Origin of the sequence: Cupriavidus sp. H18C2, from assembly GCF_049393795.1 — a bacterium.
Lineage (GTDB): Bacteria > Pseudomonadota > Gammaproteobacteria > Burkholderiales > Burkholderiaceae > Cupriavidus > Cupriavidus pauculus_C.
Genome location: NZ_CP186011.1, coordinates 72,367 through 92,030, shown reverse-complemented (window position 1 = coordinate 92,030; position 19,664 = coordinate 72,367). Strand labels below are relative to the sequence as shown.

Annotated in this window: 18 protein-coding genes; 13 read left to right on the top strand and 5 right to left on the bottom strand. The window is 63.9% G+C overall.

Going from position 1 to position 19,664, the window contains the following annotated elements:
- The first annotated feature begins 41 nt into the window (after window positions 1-41).
- The gene (locus EPAKOI_RS17070; protein WP_124685854.1) at window positions 42-929 is read left to right on the top strand and encodes a LysR substrate-binding domain-containing protein; all 888 of its coding nucleotides are present in this window, start codon (window positions 42-44) and stop codon (window positions 927-929) included.
- A 193-nt stretch (window positions 930-1,122) separates the two neighbouring features.
- Here EPAKOI_RS17070 and EPAKOI_RS17065 read toward each other — a convergent pair whose 3' ends face one another.
- Complete coding sequence (locus EPAKOI_RS17065) at window positions 1,123-1,878, bottom strand: anti-sigma factor family protein (protein ID WP_423194078.1); 756 nt, start codon at window positions 1,876-1,878, stop codon at window positions 1,123-1,125.
- The gene (locus EPAKOI_RS17060) at window positions 1,875-2,393 is read right to left on the bottom strand and encodes a sigma-70 family RNA polymerase sigma factor (protein ID WP_423194077.1); all 519 of its coding nucleotides are present in this window, start codon (window positions 2,391-2,393) and stop codon (window positions 1,875-1,877) included. Before EPAKOI_RS17060 ends, EPAKOI_RS17065 begins: the two co-directional genes overlap by 4 nt.
- A 201-nt stretch (window positions 2,394-2,594) precedes the next feature.
- Between EPAKOI_RS17060 and EPAKOI_RS17055 the strand changes: the two genes are divergently transcribed.
- From EPAKOI_RS17055 to EPAKOI_RS17030, 6 genes are all read left to right on the top strand, one after another.
- Window positions 2,595-2,909, top strand: coding sequence for a FeoA family protein (locus tag EPAKOI_RS17055; protein WP_124685851.1), 315 nt, complete (start codon window positions 2,595-2,597; stop codon window positions 2,907-2,909).
- Between the two features lie 31 nt (window positions 2,910-2,940).
- Window positions 2,941-4,800, top strand: a complete 1,860-nt coding sequence (gene feoB / locus EPAKOI_RS17050; RefSeq protein WP_124685850.1) for a ferrous iron transport protein B — start codon at window positions 2,941-2,943, stop codon at window positions 4,798-4,800.
- 39 nt (window positions 4,801-4,839) lie between these two features.
- On the top strand, window positions 4,840-5,163 hold the full coding sequence (locus EPAKOI_RS17045) for a DUF6587 family protein (protein WP_423194076.1): 324 nt from the start codon (window positions 4,840-4,842) through the stop codon (window positions 5,161-5,163).
- A gap of 264 nt (window positions 5,164-5,427) precedes the next feature.
- Window positions 5,428-6,246, top strand: coding sequence for a hypothetical protein (locus tag EPAKOI_RS17040; protein ID WP_423194075.1), 819 nt, complete (start codon window positions 5,428-5,430; stop codon window positions 6,244-6,246).
- Between the two features lie 286 nt (window positions 6,247-6,532).
- Window positions 6,533-7,099: a hypothetical protein gene (locus EPAKOI_RS17035; protein ID WP_423194074.1), complete on the top strand. Its 567-nt coding sequence runs from the start codon at window positions 6,533-6,535 to the stop codon at window positions 7,097-7,099.
- A 286-nt stretch (window positions 7,100-7,385) separates the two neighbouring features.
- Entirely contained in the window at window positions 7,386-7,952 is a 567-nt protein-coding gene (locus EPAKOI_RS17030) for a hypothetical protein (protein ID WP_423194073.1), read from the top strand.
- 89 nt (window positions 7,953-8,041) lie between these two features.
- Here the strand turns inward: EPAKOI_RS17030 and EPAKOI_RS17025 are convergent.
- Window positions 8,042-9,246 (bottom strand): IS3 family transposase gene (locus EPAKOI_RS17025; RefSeq protein ID WP_423193501.1). Its coding sequence is split into 2 segments (ribosomal slippage): window positions 8,042-8,928 and window positions 8,928-9,246, totalling 1,206 coding nucleotides; the frame shifts between segments, so codons are not numbered across the junction.
- Window positions 9,247-9,365: 119 nt separating this feature from the next.
- On the opposite strand from EPAKOI_RS17025, the gene EPAKOI_RS17020 reads away from it, so the two are divergent.
- Genes EPAKOI_RS17020 through EPAKOI_RS17005 form a run of 4 tightly spaced genes read left to right on the top strand, consistent with a single transcriptional unit; the run spans window position 9,366 to window position 13,202 of the window.
- Window positions 9,366-10,142: a hypothetical protein gene (locus EPAKOI_RS17020; RefSeq protein ID WP_423194072.1), complete on the top strand. Its 777-nt coding sequence runs from the start codon at window positions 9,366-9,368 to the stop codon at window positions 10,140-10,142.
- Window positions 10,143-10,155: 13 nt separating this feature from the next.
- Window positions 10,156-10,593: a hypothetical protein gene (locus tag EPAKOI_RS17015; protein ID WP_423194071.1), complete on the top strand. Its 438-nt coding sequence runs from the start codon at window positions 10,156-10,158 to the stop codon at window positions 10,591-10,593.
- Entirely contained in the window at window positions 10,559-10,981 is a 423-nt protein-coding gene (locus tag EPAKOI_RS17010) for a hypothetical protein (protein ID WP_423194070.1), read from the top strand. Before EPAKOI_RS17015 ends, EPAKOI_RS17010 begins: the two co-directional genes overlap by 35 nt.
- Window positions 10,974-13,202: a hypothetical protein gene (locus EPAKOI_RS17005; protein ID WP_423194069.1), complete on the top strand. Its 2,229-nt coding sequence runs from the start codon at window positions 10,974-10,976 to the stop codon at window positions 13,200-13,202. The genes EPAKOI_RS17010 and EPAKOI_RS17005 overlap by 8 nt, the downstream gene beginning before the upstream one ends.
- A 97-nt stretch (window positions 13,203-13,299) precedes the next feature.
- Here EPAKOI_RS17005 and EPAKOI_RS17000 read toward each other — a convergent pair whose 3' ends face one another.
- Window positions 13,300-14,682, bottom strand: a complete 1,383-nt coding sequence (locus EPAKOI_RS17000) for a hypothetical protein (protein ID WP_423194068.1) — start codon at window positions 14,680-14,682, stop codon at window positions 13,300-13,302.
- A gap of 511 nt (window positions 14,683-15,193) precedes the next feature.
- Here EPAKOI_RS17000 and leuA point away from each other — a divergent pair.
- On the top strand, window positions 15,194-16,882 hold the full coding sequence (gene leuA / locus EPAKOI_RS16995; protein ID WP_423194575.1) for a 2-isopropylmalate synthase: 1,689 nt from the start codon (window positions 15,194-15,196) through the stop codon (window positions 16,880-16,882).
- Between the two features lie 389 nt (window positions 16,883-17,271).
- A complete protein-coding gene (locus tag EPAKOI_RS16990; protein ID WP_124686725.1) occupies window positions 17,272-17,877 on the top strand; it encodes an OmpW/AlkL family protein in 606 nt (201 codons plus the stop codon).
- A gap of 177 nt (window positions 17,878-18,054) precedes the next feature.
- On the opposite strand, the gene EPAKOI_RS16985 is transcribed toward EPAKOI_RS16990, so the two are convergent.
- Window positions 18,055-19,545, bottom strand: coding sequence for an AMP nucleosidase (locus tag EPAKOI_RS16985; RefSeq protein ID WP_124685845.1), 1,491 nt, complete (start codon window positions 19,543-19,545; stop codon window positions 18,055-18,057).
- Window positions 19,546-19,664: the final 119 nt, after the last annotated feature.

The window sequence follows — 19,664 nt, the reverse complement described above, 5'->3', positions numbered from 1 at the left end:
AATTCTAAAATTGGCTCGATCCATACAAATTCTGTATCGCCATGGAATTCCGTCACCTCCGTTACTTTCTGGTGCTGGCCGAGGAGCTGCACTTCGGGCGCGCCGCCCGGCGCCTGTCGATCTCGCAGCCGCCGCTGTCGCTCAACATCCAGCAGCTGGAGGCGTCGGTGGGCGCCCGGCTGTTCGAGCGCGACAGCCGGGGCGTGCGGCTGACGGCGGCCGGCCGGGCGTTCCGGGAATCGGCCATCGCGCTGCTGGCCCAGGCGGAGTCGGCCCGGCTGCTGGCGCGCGAGATCGAGGCCGGCGCGGTGGGCCGGCTGCGCGTGGGCTTTGTCGGGTCGATGCTGTACCGGGGGCTGCCCCAGCGGCTACAGGAATTCCAGGCGCGCTATCCGGGCATCCATGTGGCGTTGACCGAACTCAACTCGCAGGAGCAGATCGACGCGCTGCTGCATGGCGAGCTGGATGCCGGCTTTGTCCACACCAGCCGGGTGCCCGACGAACTGGCGGCCACGCTGGCCCATTCGGAGCCCTTTGTCTGCTGCATGCCGGCCGATCACCCGCTGGCCACCCGCCCGGCGGTGGCGCTGGCCGACCTGCGTGGCGAGCCGTTCGTGCTGTTCTCGCGCAAGGCGTCGCCCGACTACTACAGCCGGATCTTCGACATGTGCGCCGCGCAGGGCTTCTACCCGCGCATCCGCCACGAGGTGCGGCACTGGCTGTCGGTGGTATCGCTGGTGTCGCAGGGCATGGGCGTGGCGGTGGTGCCGGCGGCCATGGCGCGCTCGGGCATGGCCGGCGCGGCGTTCCGGCCGCTGGCCGATGCCACGGTGCCGTCCGAGGTGTACTGCGTCTGGAAGCAGGCGCCCGACCATCCGGCGCGCGACCATTTCGTCGAAACGGTCCGGCAGGCGGCACCCGGGGCCTGAAAGAAAAAAGCCACTGGTCCAGAGAACCAGTGGCCTGAAGTACGCGTGGAACGGGGTGTTCAGCGTGCGTGCAGCTTATGCCCGGGGGCCGGGCCGTACCAATACCGCAAATGCGTTATTTGATTGGAAAAGTCGCCCGGACGGCCCAATTCCTGCGCCGGACGATGGTAATCCCCAAGGTCCGGCCCCGGTGTCATGTCCGCCCTGGATCAACCGCCTGCTGGACCGGCCGCGCCGACGGGATGTCGGTGGGCGTGACCACGGCGTAGAGATAGCGCCCGTTGCGCCAGTACTGGGCCATCAGGTTGCCCTCGGTCCGGGCGCCGTTGCGCAGGTGCAGCGCGCCGGACGGCCGTACGTAATAGACGATGGCCTGCGCCTGCGGGTTGCGGTACAGGATCATCGCCGCCGGGCCCTGTTCGGTGGACATCAGCCGGCCGCCGACGGGCCGGAAGCCATGGGCCGAGAAATCGGGCAGCGGGGCCGGCTGCACGAAATGGCGGTCCAGCCAGACCTGGAGGTCGCGGGCGTCGCTGGCCCGGACGTCGACCATCTGCGCGGCATCGCCGGCGTTAAAGAGGCGGTAGGCCGACATCGCATCGGCCATCGGCAGGTAGGTCTGGCGCAGCGCCATGTCGCGCCCCTGCCAGCCGCCCACGCCGCCCAGGGCCAGCGCCATGACCAGCGAGGCGGCGATGGCCACGCGGTGCCGGGCGCGGTCGCGCAGGCCACGGCGGATGCGGAACGGGTCGAGCCGGGCCGGGGTATCGGCCGGCGGCGGCTCCAGGCTCGCGCGCAGGCGCCGCATGTCGTGCCGGATGGCGTCGACCTCCCTGGCCAGTTCGGGATGGCTGGCGACTAGTGCGTCGATCTGCGCACGCCGCGCTGCGTCCAGCTCGCCATCGACATAGGCGTGGAGTTCCGGTTCGGTGGGCATCAGCGTATTCATTTGAGCACCTGCAGGGGAGGACGGACGACCTTGCCGTCGGTCAGCGCGCGCAGCGCCTTGCGGGCACGCGAGAGGCGGGACATCACGGTGCCGATGGGCACGTCGAGCGCCTGGGCGGCTTCCTGGTAGCTCAGCCCTTCCACCGTGACCAGCAGCAGCAGCGCGCGCTGTTCCGGGGTGAGCTGGTTGAAGCCGTCCAGCGCGGAGCGGGTCATCACCACGTCCTCGGCGGACGGCGCGCTGTCCTCGTCGCTGCCCACGCCGAACAGCGTCAGCAGGCCGGCATAGCGCTGGGCGCGGCGCTGGCCGTCCAGGAACAGCCGGTAGAGGATCGAGAACAGCCACGCGCGCAGGTCGGTGCCTGCCTGGCGGGACGCCCGGCGCGACAGCGCGCGCTCCAGGCAGGCCTGGACCAGATCGTCGGCGCTCGACGCGTTGCGCGTCAGCGAGACGGCAAAGCGGCGCAGCCGGGGAATCACTTCGCGCAGCGCGTCGTCGGTGAAATCGGGATCCATGGGATGAGGAATGGGGGTCGGTCTTCCGTATACGAATGGGGCCGGCGGCTATTCCCGCAAACATTACAAACGGCTAACAAGACCCCGGCTACAGCACGCAAGTGGCGCGAATGCTATACAATCGAGAACGATTTCTATTTACGTATCCGACAGGATTTTCCCTGTTGCGCGGCGGCGATCCCGCCCCTGGACTGGAAGCATATGCGGTTGCCTGAACTGCCCCGGCGCACGGTCGCCATCGTCAAGTCGGTGGATGATGCCACCCCGAACGACCCCGTCGCGCGACGCCTGCGCGATCTTGGCTTCGTGCCCGGCGAAACCGTGCAGATTGTCACGTTCGGCCCGTTCGGCAAGGACCCGCTGGTGGCCCAGGTAGGTTTCACGCGATTTGCCCTGCGCCGCTCGGAAGCCGAGCGCATCGCCGTGGAAGTGGCTTCGGCCACCGTCTCCAGCATCGCCCCGGCCGAGCAGGCCGGCCAGTCCGCCGCGTCCGACGCCGCCCAGCGCATCGCCTGACGGCCTGCCCGCCGACCTTTCTCCCCCCATCATGTCAGTTGCCCAGAACGCCTCCGCCTTGCGCATCGCGCTGGTCGGCAACCCCAATTGCGGCAAGACCGCCCTGTTCAACCGCCTGACCGGCAGCCGCCAGAAGGTGGCCAACTACGCCGGCGTGACCGTCGAGCGCAAGGAAGGCCAGTTCACGTCGCCGGCCGGCCGCACGGTTCGCATCCTCGACCTGCCCGGCGCGTACAGCCTGCATTCGGCCAGCCTGGACGAGGCCATCACGCGCGAGGTCTGCATGGGCCAGCGCCCCGGCGAGGCGCGGCCAGACTTGCTGGTGTCGGTGGTGGACGCCACCAACCTGCGCCTGCACCTGCGCTTCGTGCTGGAACTGCGCCGGCTGGGCCTGCCGATGGTGGTTGTGCTCAACATGAGCGACGCCGCCGCGCGGCGCGGCATCCTGATCGACCGCGAGGCGCTGTCGCGCGCGCTGGGCGTGCCCGTGGTGCAGACCGTGGCCGTCAAGCGCGATGGCGCCGCCGCGCTGGTGAAGCTGTTCGACGAGACGCTGCCGCCCGCCCCGGCCGCGCAGCCGCTGGACAGCGTGAGCGAGCTGGACACCCACGCCGAGGTCAAGCGCCTGCTGGACGCCGCCGTGAAGATGCCCGCCCGCACCGCCCGCTTCGACGACGCGGTGGACCGCGTGGTGCTGCATCCGGTGTTCGGCCTGGTGATCCTGGCCGTGCTGCTGTTCTTCATGTTCCAGGCCGTGTTCTCGTGGGCCGAGCCGATGATGGACGCCATCGAGGGCGGCATCCACGTGTTCGGCGCATGGCTGGGCGCCCTGATGCCCGACGGCATGCTCAAGAGCCTGCTGGTCGACGGCCTGATCGCCGGGCTGGGCAGCGTGGTGGTGTTCCTGCCGCAGATCCTGATCCTGTTCCTGTTCATCCTGACGCTTGAGGAATCGGGCTACCTGCCGCGTGCCGCGTTCCTGCTGGACCGGCTGATGATGGGCGCGGGGCTGTCGGGCCGGTCGTTCATCCCGCTGCTGTCGAGCTTTGCCTGCGCGATCCCGGGGATCATGGCCACCCGCACGATCCAAGACCCGCGCGACCGGCTGACCACGATCCTGGTGGCGCCACTGATGACGTGTTCGGCGCGGCTGCCGGTCTATGCGCTGCTAATCGGCGCGTTCATCCCGGAACGGACCGTGGCCGGGCTGTTCAACCTGCAGGGGCTGGTGCTGTTCGTGCTCTACGTGGCCGGCATCGTCAGCGCGCTGGTGGTGGCCTACGTGCTGAAGTGGTTCCGCCGCGACCGCACCGACCATCCGCTGCTGATGGAGTTGCCGTCGTACCGGGTGCCGAATCCGCGCGACATCGCCATCGGGCTGTGGGAACGCGCGCGCATCTTCCTGGCCCGCGTGGGCAAGGTGATCCTGACGCTGACGGTGCTGCTGTGGTTCCTGGCCACGTTCCCGTCGCCGCCCGAAGGCGCCACGCTGCCGCCGATCGACTACAGCTTCGCGGGCATGATCGGCCGCGCGCTGGAGCACGTGTTCGCGCCAATCGGCTTCAACTGGCAGATCTGTATCGCGCTGGTGCCGGGCCTGGCCGCGCGCGAGGTGGCGGTGGGTGCGCTGGCCACGGTCTATGCGCTGTCGGGCAGCGACGAGGCGGTGGCCGTGCAGCTTGCGCCGATGATCGCCGCGCAGTGGTCGCTGGCCACGGCGCTGTCGCTGCTGGCGTGGTACGTGTTTGCGCCGCAGTGCATTTCCACGCTGGCGGTGATACGTCGCGAGACCAATTCCTGGAAGGTGATGGCCGCATCGGCCGCCTACCTGACCGGGCTGGCCTACCTGGCGTCGTTCATCACCTATCGCGTGGCGCTGCTGCTGACCTGAACGGAGGAAACTGGCGTGCCGCACGCCAGTCAAACGGCCATGACGCTCTATCACGCCTTTGAAACCCTGATCGTTCCGCTGATCGTGCTGGCCTGCGCGATCCACGTGGCCGGCCGATACATGCCCCGCACGCGCGAGCGCATCAAGGCCAGTCTGGCGGCCACGCTGGGCGGCGCCTCGGCACCCGGCTGGCGCGGCTGGCTGGCCCGCCGGCTCTCGCCCACCCAGGCGGCGGGCTGCGCCTCGGGATGCGAAACCAACAGCGGATGCGGCACCTGCGGCTCGAATACCTCCAGCGGGGCAGATTCCCCGGACAGCAAGGCCAGTGACGAACAGATCATTCGCTTCGTCCGCAAAACCTGACTATCCACGAAAGCAAGCGACAAACATGAACGGCGACCCTAGGGTCGCCGTTTTTGCTTTGGGCGCCGATAAGCGTCTACCGCAAATAGCAATAGTCCGATTTGTCGCCTGCTTTTGATCGTCATTGGCTCAAGTCGAGATTGGCCGTTCTCAGTCGAATCGAAGCGGCGTAACGTCCTCGCGCCGGGATGGGTCTCGTCATCGTGCAGCCATGTACAGCCCCCCTCCCGATCAAGCATTTACGCCTGCAAAGAAGGTCACAACATGAAAAGAAGGTGGTGGGGAGCACTGCTGTTAGCCATGACATGCATGGCGGGGTGCGACGCGGTGTCATCGGAACCCACGTATGGTGGATTGAGTATCGCGGGCTTTAACTACACGCCGTACAACCTGAGCCGGTTTGTGATTACGGATGAGTTCGGGAACAGTGCGAGTGGTGGGGGAGATCTGATGCCCGGATCCGGTGAGGGCTCCCTGAGTTGCTGCTACAACCTGAAAGGGACCGAATTCACAGTGAAGTGGCAGGTCTACGATGCGGACGAAGCGATCCGCTCCCTCGATGCTGGCGAGCGAATTCAGAAGATTAGCAAAACGACGCACGTCCATTTGCCCCCCACCAAGATCAAGGGAGAAGCGGGCATGCGGGTGCTGGGCCTGCACTTCTATCCTGATGATCACGTCGAATTCGAATTTAGAACGGATCTGCGCGGCTCTCGAATTCACTATGTGGAGATATGGAGCTGGCTACGCAAGACTCACCGGAAACTCATCAATCCAGATAACGAAGACGAGACCAGCGTTGTGTTTCGTCGAACTGCTCGCCTTGCCGCAGGCGGCTGGCTCAAGTACCGCCTCACCGATACGAAAGACCTCCAGCAATACGTCTATTTCACGCTGCTGAATCCGCGATTTGATCAGCATCCCGCCATCCAGCAAATCATTGCCGAGACCAAGGACAAGCCGGGCGCGTTCGGTGCAGCCATGGAGAGCCTGAGCGCGCCACTCGTTGAAGAACTGAAACGGGACAAGTTCAAGAAGGCCGCGACGGAAGTCACCAATGCTGAACCGACGCCCGGTGATTAACAACAGGGAATGAAGAACGTGCTGAAAGGGTCGAACATGAATAGAAAGCTGATAGGGATACTGCTATTCGCCATGACATGGATAGTAGGGTGCGACGCAGTGTCGTCAGTACCCATTTATGGCGGATTGAGCATCGCGGGATTCAACTACACGCCGTACAACCTGAGCCGGTTTGTGATTACGGATGAGTTCGGGAACAGCGCGAGTGGTGGGGGGGGATCTACCACCGGGGTCGGGTGCCGGAAGACTTAGTTGCTGCTACAACCTGAAAGGGACCGAATTCACGGTGAAGTGGCAGGTCTACGATGCGGACGAAGCGATCCGTTCCCTCGATGCTGGCGAGCGAATTCAGAAGATCAGCAAAACGACGCACGTCCATTTGCCCCCCACCAAGATCAAGGGAGATGCCGGCATGCGGGTGCTGGGACTGCACTTCTATCCGGATGATCACGTGGAATTCGAGTTCCGAACGGATCTGCGCGGTACGCGGATTGAATACGCGGACATTTGGGACTGGCTGCGAAAGACCCATAAAAATCTCATCAATCCAAACGAAGACCATAGCAGCGTTGAGTTTCGTCGAGCCGCACGCCTTGCCGCAGACGGCTGGCTCAAGTACCGCCTCACCGATACGAAAGACCTCCAGCAATACGTCTATTTCACGCTGCTGAATCCGCGATTTGATCAGCATCCCACCATCCAGCAAATCATTGCCGAGACCAAGGACAAGCCGGGCGCGTTCGGTGCAGCCATGGAGAGCCTGAGCGCGCCACTCGTTGAAGAACTGAAACGGGACAAGTTCAAGAAGGCCGCGACGGAAGTCACCAATGCTGAACCGACGCCCGGTGATTAACAACAGGGAATGAAGAACGTGCTGAAAGGGTCGAACATGAATAGAAAGCTGATAGGGATACTGCTATTCGCCATGACATGGATAGTAGGGTGCGACGCAGTGTCGTCAGTACCCATTTATGGCGGATTGAGCATCGCGGGATTCAACTACACGCCGTACAACCTGAGCCGGTTTGTGATTACGGATGAGTTCGGGAACAGCGCGAGTGGTGGGGGGGGATCTACCACCGGGGTCGGGTGCCGGAAGACTTAGTTGCTGCTACAACCTGAAAGGGACCGAATTCACGGTGAAGTGGCAGGTCTACGATGCGGACGAAGCGATCCGTTCCCTCGATGCGGGTGAGCGAATCCAGACGATCACGAAGACAGCAAAATTCCATCTGCCCGCAACCGAGATCAAGGGCGAGCCCGGCATGCGGGTACTCGGCTTGCACTTCTATCCAGACGACAGTTTGGACTTCGAATTCCGAACCGATCTGCGCGGCACACGGATCTTCTATTCAGCCATTGATTCGTGGCTGCTCAAGAAGCAGGGAAAAACCTTTGATAGCACCATGGAAGATTGGGTTGCCTTCCGCAGAACGGCAAGGATCGCCGGACAAGGCTGGATCAAATACCGACTAACCGATACACAGGATCTGCAACAGTACGTTTACTACACCCTCTTGATCAATCCGAACTTCGACGCGCATCCCGCCATCCAGCAAATCATCGCCGAGACCAAGGACAAGCCAGGCGCGTTTGGCACGGCCATGGAGAGCCTGAGCGCGCCACTCGTTGAAGAACTGAAACGGGACAATTTCAAGAAGGCCGCGACGGAAGTCACCAATGCTGAACCGACGCCCGGTGATTAACGACAGGGAATGAAGAACGTGCTGAAAGGGTCGAACATGAATAGAAAGCTGATGGATTTGCCCCCGTGTCCCCGGACACGGTCACACCCTTAGATTGATAAGGCCATCGCACGCCTGAACTCGCGCGGAGAGCGGTAATTCAGGGCGCTATGGGGATGCTGCTCGTTGTAGTGCTCGAAGGCAATGGCCAGATTGCGAACGGCCGTCTCGGCATCAGGCTTGGGCATAAAGGCGACATAGTCGCGCTTCATAGTCTTCACAAAGCTCTCGGCCATGCCGTTGCTCTGCGGGCTGCAGACCGGCGTGGTCAGTGGCTTCAAGCCGATTGCCGACGCAAACGCCTTGGTCTTGTCTGCCGTGTAGCCTGAGCCATTATCGGTCAGCCATTCAATTTCCGTCGGCGTCTTCAGCACGTTTCCAAAGCGATTCTCGACGGCGGCCAACATCACGTCGCGGACCACGTCACCGCTATGCCCGCCAGTGGTCGCCGCCCAACTCATCGCCTCGCGGTCGCAGCAGTCCAGGGCAAACGTCACGCGCAGTGGCTCGCCGTTGTCGCAGCGGAACTCAAAGCCGTCAGAGCACCACCGCTGGTTCGTCTTTGCTACCGCAACCTTACCCTCATGCCTGCGCTGCGGGCGTGGCGGGGCCACCCTGCGTTGCAGCAGCAGGCCGTACATTCGCATGACCCGATAGACCCGTTTCGCATTGACGGGCGGTGCACTGTGGCGCTCGCGCTCCCTGCGCAGTACACCCCAGACCCGGCGATAGCCGTAGCTGGGCAGATGAGCGACCGCATTGCGAATCTCCTCGACCAACCCTGCATCGTCGGTTTGTCGGGCGCTGCGCCCGTCCCGCCAGTCTGCAGGGCGAGCCAGCTTCTCTGCCACATTCGAGCGCGCTACACCGAGAACTTCGCAGACCCGCTTCACAGGTCGTCCCCCGGCAATGAGGGTGAGCGCGCAATCCATTTTCGCGACTTCATCACCTCCACTGCCTCACGGAGAATCTCGTTCTCCATAGTCTTCTTGCCCAGCAGGCGCTGTAGCTCACGGACTTGCTTGAGCGCGTCGCTCAACTCCGATGCCGGCACGACTTCTTCACCGGCACTGACCGCCGATAGGCTGCCATCCTGGTACAGCTTGCGCCAATGAAAGAGCTGATTCGGATTGACGCCATGCTGGCGCGCCACCATCGACACCGTCTTGCCCGGCTCGCAGCTCTCGCGCACCATCGCGAGCTTCTCGTCCGGCGACCACCGCCGCCGGCGCTCCGGCCCCGTCAACACTTCCACCAATTCCTGCTTCGTTTTAGTCATAAACACAGTCGTATGCCTACCCGCTATTGTAAGTGGGGGACTGTGTCCGGCGATTCAGGGGGCCGCTCCAGCTGATAGGGATACTGCTTTTCGCCATGACATGGATGACAGGGTGCGACGCAGTGTCGTCAGTACCCATTTATGGCGGATTGAGCATCGCAGGATTCAACTACACGCCGTACAACCTAAGCCGGTTTGTGATTACGGATGAGTTCGGGAACAGCGCGAGTGGTGGGGGGGATCTACCACCTGGGTCTGGCGCAGGTTCGCTTAGTTGCTGCTACAACCTGAAAGGGACCCATTTCACTGTGAAATGGGTGGTCTACGATGCGGATGAAGCGATCCGTTCCCTCGATGCGGGTGAGCGAATCCAGACGATCACGAAGACAGCAAAATTCCATCTGCCAGCAACCGAGATCAAGGGCGAGCCCGGCATGCGGGTACTCGGCTTGCACTTCTATCCAGACGACAGTTTGGACTTCGAATTCCGAACCGATCTGCGCGGCACACGGATCTTCTATTCAGCCATTGATTCGTGGCTGCTCAAGAAGCAGGGAAAAACCTTTGATAGCACCATGGAAGATTGGGTTGCCTTCCGCAGAACGGCAAGGATCGCCGGACAAGGCTGGATCAAATACCGACTAACCGATACACAGGATCTGCAACAGTACGTTTACTACACCCTCTTGATCAATCCGAACTTCGACGCGCATCCCGCCATCCAGCAAATCATCGCCGAGACCAAGGACAAGCCAGGCGCGTTTGGCACGGCCATGGAGAGCCTGAGCGCGCCACTCGTTGAAGAACTGAAACGGGACAAGTTCAAGAAGGCCGCGACGGAATTCACCAATGCTGAAACCGACGCCCGGTGATTAACAACAGGGAATGAAGAACGTGCTGAAAGGGTCGAACATGAATAGAAAACTGATAGGGATACTGCTATTCGCCATCACATGGATGGCAGGGTGCGACGCAGTGTCGTCAGAACCCACTTATGGTGGATTGAGCATCGCGGGCTTTAACTACACGCCGTACAACCTGAGCCGGTTCGTGATTACGGATGAGTTTGGGAACAGCGCGAGTGGTGGGGGGGATCTGATGCCCGGATCCGGTGAGGGCTCCCTGAGTTGCTGCTACAACCTGAAAGGGACCGATTTCACTGTGAAATGGGTGGTCTACGATGCGGACGAAGCGATCCGTTCCCTCGATGCTGGCGAGCGAATTCAGACAATCAGCAAGACAACGCAAGTCCATTTGCCCCCCTACCAAGATCAAGGGAGAAGCGGGCATGCGGGTGCTGGGCTTGCACTTCTATCCGGATGATCACGTGGAATTCGAGTTCCGAACGGATCTGCGCGGTACGCGGATTGAATACGCGGACATTTGGGACTGGCTGCGAAAGACCCATAAAAATCTCATCAATCCAAACGAAGACCATAGCAGCGTTGAGTTTCGTCGAGCCGCACGCCTTGCCGCAGACGGCTGGCTCAAGTACCGCCTCACCGATACGAAAGACCTCCAGCAATACGTCTATTTCACGCTGCTGAATCCGCGATTTGATCAGCATCCCACCATCCAGCAAATCATTGCCGAGACCAAGGACAAGCCAGGTGCGTTCGGTGCAGCCATGGAGAACCTGGCTGCGCCAATCGTCAAGGAATTGAAGCAGAACACGTGCAAGCAAGCTGCCACAGGAGGGAACCATGACTGACTCTTGGAAAATCGATCCTGCGGACGCCACACCCCACGAGGTGTACGACGGTATGCTCGTTTCTCACAAGGCACTCAAACGTGACGAGTGCATTCCATGTGGCGCGATTGTCAAGATGGGGTTCTTCTTCGATGGCTTCGGACGTCACAGGGACCAGGACGATCCGAAGACATCCCGCTACTCGAATATCTGCCGGCTCTGGGAAGCACATCGTAATAATCGCGACTTCCGGCGCAAGGATTTCCCGAACCAGTTCTGGTACCCGTTCTACTACTCCGGCCTCGGCACACCGCTGAACAAGGACGCCGAGAACAGCGAGATTATCTCGGGGGCAACCAAGGCAGGAAAATCAGCGGTGAATCTCGCCACAAAGACGGCCACGAACACCGCCACGAAAGCAACCGGCGTGTCGAAGATTCTGGATATCCCAAAGATTCCCGGCAAGGTGGCAGAGAAGGCGTTATCCGAAGCCTTCGATGAGATGTCGTGGCGCCCGGTTGCAAGGATCCATGACGATATTCTCAAGGAAGCAAACGCCATCCCGGCCAAGGCTGGACGCGTACTGGCCTTTGCGAGCGAAAGCCGGTGGGTCGCGCGCGGCAAGGCATCGGTCCGGGCAGCGCTGTATGACATCAAGAAGAATCCGCTCAAGGCCGCGGCGGTTGCCGTGAAATCCATCGCCGTTGATATGGGAATCGATTCCATTCCCTTCCTGCGCGACAGCCAAGCGGCCGCGATGGTGTTTGGAACCGGCGTCCACGACCGTCTGCAGTGTGCCTTGAAGCAATTCGAAGCGGCCTATCGCCATGTGACGTCGCAGATGGAAAAGGTCCAACGTATTGAAGTCTCGGTGTTTGGGGCGGATCGGGGCGGCGTGATCGCACGCGCGTTCGTGAATGAACTGGTTCGCAAGTACAAGCAGCGCACGGATCTGGATCTGCGTATCGGCGGCGAGTGGGGCAAGGAAGGCCATCCCATCGAAATCCGGTTTCTCGGCTTGCTCGATTCCGTGTCCTCGGTCATGGCCGCGAATGAGTTGCTCAGTATGGTGCCGGTCATCGGGATGGTTAAACAGCACCACGGCGACCGCGAGCTTGCCGTCCCTGCCATCGTCCAGAAATGCGTCCATTTTGCGGCGGCGCACGAACTGCGTTTTTATCAGCGGCTCGATAGCCTGGAGAACACGCGGGGTGAGCAATATCTCTACCCGGGGACCAGCGAGGACATCACGGGCGGTGCCCCACCCGGGTCGTTGGGATTCCGTGGAGAACTGCAGCGCATCGTACTGCGTGACATGTTGCATGAGGCGCTCATGGCCGGGGCAAGGCTCGACACAGTGCTAGAACTAAGGAACCACAAGCCGGAGACTTACGAAAAATTTTCGCTGGCGCCAACCATCACCCAAGGCAACGCCAGTTACAAGATCCCGGATCTGATTTCTGCATATCGTGAACTCGTGCCGCGCAAGGAGGGGCTCGATTTCACCGCCCATATGGAAGTGTTCCTCCGCTGGCTGGCGGTGCGTTACCAGTCGCCGGCGTTTCGCACATTGCTGAACGAACCCGCCGAGGATCTGAAACGGCAGCATCGGGAAACGGCGCAGGCAGCCCGAGAGGCCGAATACGCGTACCGGGCCGAAAGACAACGTACGTCCTTTGATCGCGAGGCGATGGCTGCGGCCTGGATCCGTATGTCCGAGGCACACGATGCCGAGCGCGAATCGCTTCGAAATACGTTGGGAGCGTTGCAACGTCCCTCCATGAAGGTGTGGGACCGCATCGATGAGGAGGCGGCATCGCAAACGCGATGGTTGTCAACGCAGGCCGGGATAAAAAGGGCGGCAGACCTCGCCAAAACACAGCCTCACGACAATGACGACACGAAGAACGCGGCCGATATATTGGAGTCGATGCTAATGAGCCCCGAGGCACTGACGCTTGCCACTGCGTGGAAGGAGGGCGCCACGGGCATGAATCCACTGCCCGAGAAAGTCATGATGCTGTTCGACATGCTGGTTCATGACACGATGCTGACCAGTTGGCATGATCACGTCCTGTCGCCAACGTTGTACTTCCAGACGCGCGCTACCGATACCTTCGGCCTGACCGACGAAGTGGAGGAGGCAAAGCAGAGAGAACAGGATGAGACCTGGGCAAAGCGCATCGACGCGACGCCCGACATGAGGGAATCCACTCGGTGGTCGATTCAGTTTCCCCACTGATTCGATAGTGCGTAGAACGGGGGACGCTTCTGCCGTTTAGCCATAAGAAAGGCCCGCCATCGCGGCGGGCCTTCGTCCGTCCGGAGATCCTGAAGCCTTACTGCGCCGTGCCCGGAATCATCAGCGAGACCGGCGTGTCCGTGCCGGCCGTGCAGGTGGCCTTGAGCATGAACGGTCCCGAGCCAGTTGGCACGATATTGCGCGAGTTGTCGGTCAGCGCCGGAGTCAGCGTGACCGGCCCGCTCACCACGCTCCAGGCCCACGTGCCATTGCAGTTCATGATGCCGTTGTCGTTGCCGCGCTCCATGATGTGTGCCGCCACCGGGATGCCGCCGCCCGGCACCACCAGCGGGTTCGGGCCATCGTAGACCAGCGCCCACTTCGGCGTCTCGGTGATCAGCAGCGTCGCGCGCGGCTTGGCGGACAGCGTCAGGCTGCCAGCCATCTCGGACAACATGCTCTGCAGTGGCTGCGACCCATTCGGCCGGCTCGTCGTCACCGTGGTGACGTGCGTGGTGCCGTTGATGAGCGCCGCCAGCGAGGGCGAGGTGGTGGTGATGGCCCACAGCCCAGTGAAATCGGCCGTTGCATCGATATTGTCGTTGCGCACCACCTGCGAGTTGTACTGCTGCGGATAGCCGTTGAGCACGTTCAGCGCGTTGATCTGCTGGCCGTACTGCGACAGCACCAGCCGGTACGTCTGCACGCTCGTCTTGAACACCGACACGGGGAAGGCGCCGGTCAGCGTGTTGCCGTCGGGCGCAGTCACCTGGACGCTGACGACGGACAGCGCGGGCGTGTCGCTGGTGTTCGCGCCGACCAGCGTACCCACGTTCGTCGCGCCGCTCACCTGGACCGCGGACGAGCTGCTGCGCCACGTCCAGCCCGTGCCGGCCGAAGAGCGATCCGCGCCGTCGCTGTCGATCAGCGATGCGGTCACCGGCAGCACCTGCCCGTTGGTCATCGACAGCACCGGATACGGCAGCGCCAGGCTGTAGGTGCGCGTGCCCGGCGCCACCACGGTAATCGTCGCGGCCACCTGCGGCAGCACGGTGGTGGCGCCGGCGCTGCCGGCCACCGTCGCGCCCACTGAGACCGTGGCCGTGCCGACGCCCACGCCCGTAACCACGGCGCTGCCGGGAACGGTGGCGCCCGCCACGGCGGCGATCGAGGGATGGCTGGACGACCATGTGAAGGTCGTCGCGCCCGTGACATCGTTGCCAAGGTAGTCCACGACCGACGCCGTCAGCGAGATCGTGCTGCCCACGCCCACCTGGCCCGACGTGCGGTTGATGACCAGCGTGTACGACTTGGCAACCGGCGTGGCCGTGCCGCCGCCCGGATTGCTGGCGCCCCCGCCGGTATCGGCCGGCGCCGTCGTGCCCGCGCCGGAGCCGCCGCCCCCGCCGCCCCCGCATGCCGCCATCAGCATCGCCGTCGCGATGCACGCGACCCAGCCGCTCCACTTGCGTGTGCGCATGATTTGTCCCCCGTTATTGTCGGTCCCGTCCCGAGTGCTATCAGCCTAGGCGCGATAGGCAAGGTCCTGTACCGGCCAGATGATTGAGCGGCGGCGCACATATAGGGTGGAGGTCCCCCGATCGGGCTAGGGCTGGACGCCCCGTAATACGCCGGCGGTTGACGGGTCTGCGCGTTTTGCACTACGCTTTGTCGTCCGTCCTGCCCCCAGGCCGGGCCGACCCTTCTACCCGGTACGATGCAAGCCACTTCCCTCGACCTCCGCCACGCCGCTGATGCCCCGCGCATCGGTGCCGCCGTGCGCGTGCGCGTCGCGGGCCTGCTGTCGTGCCGCGCCCTGCGCGCTTCCTCGCTACTGCTAAGCCTACCGATCGGTTGCCGGGCCTAGTGCCGCGTGGCAGTTCGGCAGCCTTTCGCCACTCTTTTCCCTATTTTTCGTCGACGTGAAGCGTGCGCGTGCGCGCGGCGCCTTGCGTTGCCACTTTCCCGCGAGGAAGGAGATTCCCATGCCCATGTTGCGCAACCCGTCCGCCAAGTACCGTCCCGCCACCGTTGTCGACATCCCCGACCGCACCTGGCCGTCGCGCCAGATCACGCGCGCGCCGCGCTGGATGAGCACCGACCTGCGCGACGGCAACCAGGCCCTGATCGAGCCGATGAACAGCGCCCGCAAGCTGCGCTTCTTCGAGCAACTGGTGGCGGTGGGCCTCAAGGAGATCGAGGTCGCCTTTCCGTCGGCGTCGCAGACCGATTTCGATTTCGTCCGCATGCTGATCGAGGAAAACCGCATTCCGGACGACGTGACGATCGTCGTGCTGACCCAGGCCCGCGAAGACCTGATCCGCCGGACCGTGGAATCGGTGCGCGGCGCCCGGCGCGCCACGGTCCACCTGTACAACCCCATCGCGCCGGCGTGGCGGCGCATCGTCTTCAATGCCTCGCGCGAGGAGATCAAGGAAGTGGCCGTGTCGGGCACGCGCCTGATTCGCGCGCTGACCGACGCCATGCCGGAAACCGCATGGTCGTACGAGTATTCGCCCGAGACCTTCAGCCTGGCCGAGCTCGATTTCTCCCTGGAAGTGTCCGACGCCGTGTCGGCCGTCTGGCAGCCCGACGCCGCCCGGCCGATGATCCTGAACCTGCCCACCACGGTGGAATGCAGCACGCCGAACGTCTTCGCGGACCAGATCGAATGGATGCACCGCCGCCTGGCGCGGCGCGAGCACTTCGTGCTGTCCGTGCATCCGCATAACGACCGCGGCACCGCCGTGGCGGCGGCCGAACTGGCCGTGATGGCCGGCGCCGACCGCGTGGAAGGCTGCCTGTTCGGCAACGGCGAGCGCACCGGCAACGTCGACCTGGTCACGCTGGCGCTGAACCTCTACACGCAGGGCGTGGACCCGGAGCTCGATTTCTCCGATATCGACGCGGTGCGCCAGTGCGTGGAGCACTGCAACCAGTTGCCCGTGCATCCGCGCCATCCATACGTCGGCGACCTGGTGTTCACGGCGTTCTCCGGCTCGCACCAGGACGCCATCCGCAAGGGCTTTGCGCAGCAGAAGCCTGACGCGATCTGGGAAGTGCCCTACCTGCCGATCGACCCGGCCGACGTGGGCCGCAGCTACGACGCCGTGATCCGCGTGAACAGCCAGTCCGGCAAGGGCGGCATGGCGTACCTGCTGGAGCAGGTGCACGGCATCTACATGCCGCGCCGGCTGCAGATCGAGTTCAGCCGCGCCGTGCAGGCGATGACCGACGAGACCGGCCTGGAAGCCAGCGCGGAAGACCTCTACGCGCTGTTCCGCCGCGAGTATCTGGACGTCGACGCGCCGGTGCGATTTGTCTCGCACCGCATGGTGTCCACGGCCGACAACGCCGTCGAGATCGAGATGGAACTGGTACGCGACGGCCAGCCGGCGCGGGTACGCGGCAAGGGCAACGGGCCGATCGACGCGGCGGTCGACGCGTTCTCGCGCGGCCTGGGCATTGCCGTGCGCGTGATGGACTACCACGAGCACGCCATGACCACGGGCGCCGATGCCAATGCGGCCTGCTACGTCGAGGTGCGGGTCGGGGATTCGCCCACGGGCTTTGGCGCCGGCGTGGACGCCAGCATCGTGACCGCATCGCTGAAAGCCATGGTGTCGGGCGTGAACCGCCATCTGCAGGCCCGCGGCGGCGAGCAGGCCCGGGCCGCCTGAGCGGGCAACGCTGGCGCTGCCCGCGTGAAAAGCTGGTGTGCCCTGCCCCCACGGGGCACACCCTAAAAGACGTCCTGGCGGACGCCCACGACATGCGCGGTGCACGACCACGAGCGCACAGCGTACGGGCGCCGCGCCACGCGCGCCACGAATAAATCCGCATGTCCATAGAAGCTTCGGCGGCCGCTGGCAAGCGCCGGCAATGATCTGTCGCGCATACGCGACGCGCGAGCAGGGAGTTCCTGTCGGCTGTTGTTCACTTGTTTTGCGTCAAGGTTGAGCGCCTTTTCGCACGACACACTGGTCGCACTTTTTTCGATGTCCCGTGCTTGACCACCATGACAACTGCCAACACTCCCCGCCGCAAATCCCTCGTCTCCTCGCTCTGCATGGCGCTTGCCGCCGCCACGATCGGCACCCTTGCCGCGCCGGCCATCGCCGCCGACGACGCCCAGGGCAACTGGATGGTCCGCCTGCGCGGGACGTACCTGGACATGGCCAACAAGTCCGACCCCGTGGGCGGTGTCGGCGCGTCGGACCGGATCCACGTCAACAACAAATGGATTCCCGAAGTCGACATCACGTACTTCATCGTGCCGCACATCGCCGCCGAGCTGGTGCTGACCTACCCGCAGAAGCAGGACGTCAGCCTGGACGGCAGCCGGATCGGCTCCTTCAAGCACCTGCCGCCCAGCCTGCTGCTGCAGTACCACTTCCTGCCGAACGGCACCTTCCGCCCGTACGTGGGCCTGGGCGTGAACGCCACGCGCGTCTACGGCGTGGACCTGGCCGGCGGCACGCTGGGCCTGGACCGCTGGAGCGTGGGTCCGGCGGTGCAGATCGGCATGGACTACAAGATCAACAAGAACTGGTTCCTGAACGTCGACGCCAAGAAGGTCTGGATCTCCAGCAACGTGTACTCGAACGGCGTGAAGGTCTCCACGGTCAACCTCGATCCGTGGCTGTTCAGCGCGGGCGTCGGCTACCGCTTCTGAGGCCTGGGCGCGGCAGCGCCCAGACACTTTCCACTTGTCTCCTCGAGGAAGGGCCGCCCAACCGGCGACCTTTCCGTCTCACTGCGCGCGGCAATCCCGCGCGCTTTTTTACGGGCGCGCGGGCGGGGACGGGGAAGGTGGACGGGGGGACGCCACGAGGACCGTGGCGCCAGTGGGTCAGCGGAAGGCCGGCTCGTCGAAGCTGCGCAGCTTGCGGGAATGAAGCTGCTCGACGCCGTTCTCGCGCAGGATGCGGATTGCTTCGAGCCCGATCGTCATGTGCTGGCTGACGCGCTGGCGATAGAACGCGTTGGCCATGCCGCGCAGCTTCAGTTCGCCGTGCAGCGGCTTGTCGGACACGCACAGCAGCGTGCCGTACGGCACCCGCAGCCGGAAGCCGTTGGCCGCCACGGCCGCGCTTTCCATGTCGATGGCGATGGCCCGCGACTGGTTGAAGCGCGCGTAGAGCGACTTCGATTTCAGTTCCCAGTTGCGGTCGTCGGTGGAGACCACCGTGCCGGTGCGCATGCGGGTCTTCATCTCGGTGCCGGACAGCCCCGTGACGCGCGCCACGGCCTCCTGCAGCGCCACCTGGATCTCGGCGATCGGCGGCACCGGCACCCACGGCGGCAGATCGTGGTCCAGCACGTGGTCGTCGCGCACGTAGGCGTGCGCCAGCACGTAGTCACCAAGTTGCTGGGACCGGCGCAGGCCGCCGCAGTGGCCCACCATCAGCCAGCAATGCGGCCGCAGCACGGCCAGGTGGTCGGTCATGGTCTTGGCGTTCGACGGGCCCACGCCGATGTTCACGAGCGTCACGCCCAGCCCGTCCTCGCGCACCAGGTGGTAGGCCGGCATCTGCGGCAGCGCGCGCGGCCGCGTGGCGTCCTCGGGCTCCACGCCGCCAAGGTCCTGCACCACGTCGCCCGGTTCGACGAACCGCACGTAGCCGTCGCCGCCATCGGTCGACATCAGGCTGCGCCCCAGCGCCACAAATTCGTCGACGTAACGCTGGTAGTTCGTGAACAGCACGAAGCGCTGGAAATGCTGCGGCGCCGTGCCCGTGTAGTGGTAGAGCCGCTGCAGCGCCAGGTCCACCCGTTCGGCAGAGAACAGCGACAGCGGCCACGCCTCGCCCGGCGTGGGCTCGAAGGTGCCGTTGGCGATGGAGTCGTCGATCCGGCTCAGTTCGGGCAGCACGAACGACGCTTCCAGCTCGCGGGCCTGCGTGTAGCTGATGTCGGTGGTCGACGCCTCGATCACGAACGGCAGCGGGATCGGCCGGCGCGACAGCCCCACGACCACCGGCACGCGGTGATAGCGCATCAGGCGCTCGATCTGGTCGCGGTAGTAGTCGCACAGCAGGTCCGGCCGGGTCACCGTGGTGCCGTAGACGCCGGGGTAGGCCACCGTGCCCCACGACGGGCGGCTGTCGGTGACCATCGTCTCCAGGTTGACGGAGATGCCGAGGTACGGATAGCACGCGTGCGCGGCCGACGGCAGGGGCTTGCCCTGGGCGAACGCGTCGAAGCGCGCGCGCACCGCCGCCACGGAGCTGTCGTAGATCTCGCGGATGCGCGCCAGCGCGTCATCGGCATCGCTGAATTCGGCCAACTGGTCGGCCGGGTGTGCGGAAGAGAAGATCGGGGCGTCCATGGCAGCCATCATACCGCCAGCCTTGGCGCCGCGACAGGCCATCGGGCCCCGCCGCCGGCGCGCGCTGGCGGGGGCGTTGCTGCGTGCGGACGCTCGCACTCCGCGGCCAAAGTTGTTTGACGCCGCCGCAT

Excerpts from the sequence above, each read along its gene's own strand:
- EPAKOI_RS16985 (WP_124685845.1), bottom strand. The coding sequence starts at position 19,545 with ATGATGGCTGCCATGGACGCCCCGATCTTCTCTTCCGCACACCCGGCC.
- EPAKOI_RS17070 (WP_124685854.1), top strand. The coding sequence starts at position 42 with ATGGAATTCCGTCACCTCCGTTACTTTCTGGTGCTGGCCGAGGAGCTG.
- EPAKOI_RS17040 (WP_423194075.1), top strand. The coding sequence starts at position 5,428 with ATGAAAAGAAGGTGGTGGGGAGCACTGCTGTTAGCCATGACATGCATG.
- EPAKOI_RS17055 (WP_124685851.1), top strand. The coding sequence starts at position 2,595 with ATGCGGTTGCCTGAACTGCCCCGGCGCACGGTCGCCATCGTCAAGTCG.
- EPAKOI_RS17020 (WP_423194072.1), top strand. The coding sequence starts at position 9,366 with ATGACATGGATGACAGGGTGCGACGCAGTGTCGTCAGTACCCATTTAT.
- EPAKOI_RS17060 (WP_423194077.1), bottom strand. The coding sequence starts at position 2,393 with ATGGATCCCGATTTCACCGACGACGCGCTGCGCGAAGTGATTCCCCGG.
- EPAKOI_RS17045 (WP_423194076.1), top strand. The coding sequence starts at position 4,840 with ATGACGCTCTATCACGCCTTTGAAACCCTGATCGTTCCGCTGATCGTG.
- EPAKOI_RS16990 (WP_124686725.1), top strand. The coding sequence starts at position 17,272 with ATGGCGCTTGCCGCCGCCACGATCGGCACCCTTGCCGCGCCGGCCATC.
- feoB (WP_124685850.1), top strand. The coding sequence starts at position 2,941 with ATGTCAGTTGCCCAGAACGCCTCCGCCTTGCGCATCGCGCTGGTCGGC.
- EPAKOI_RS17065 (WP_423194078.1), bottom strand. The coding sequence starts at position 1,878 with ATGAATACGCTGATGCCCACCGAACCGGAACTCCACGCCTATGTCGAT.
- EPAKOI_RS17005 (WP_423194069.1), top strand. The coding sequence starts at position 10,974 with ATGACTGACTCTTGGAAAATCGATCCTGCGGACGCCACACCCCACGAG.
- EPAKOI_RS17015 (WP_423194071.1), top strand. The coding sequence starts at position 10,156 with ATGAAGAACGTGCTGAAAGGGTCGAACATGAATAGAAAACTGATAGGG.
- EPAKOI_RS17010 (WP_423194070.1), top strand. The coding sequence starts at position 10,559 with ATGCGGGTGCTGGGCTTGCACTTCTATCCGGATGATCACGTGGAATTC.
- EPAKOI_RS17000 (WP_423194068.1), bottom strand. The coding sequence starts at position 14,682 with ATGCGCACACGCAAGTGGAGCGGCTGGGTCGCGTGCATCGCGACGGCG.
- leuA (WP_423194575.1), top strand. The coding sequence starts at position 15,194 with ATGTTGCGCAACCCGTCCGCCAAGTACCGTCCCGCCACCGTTGTCGAC.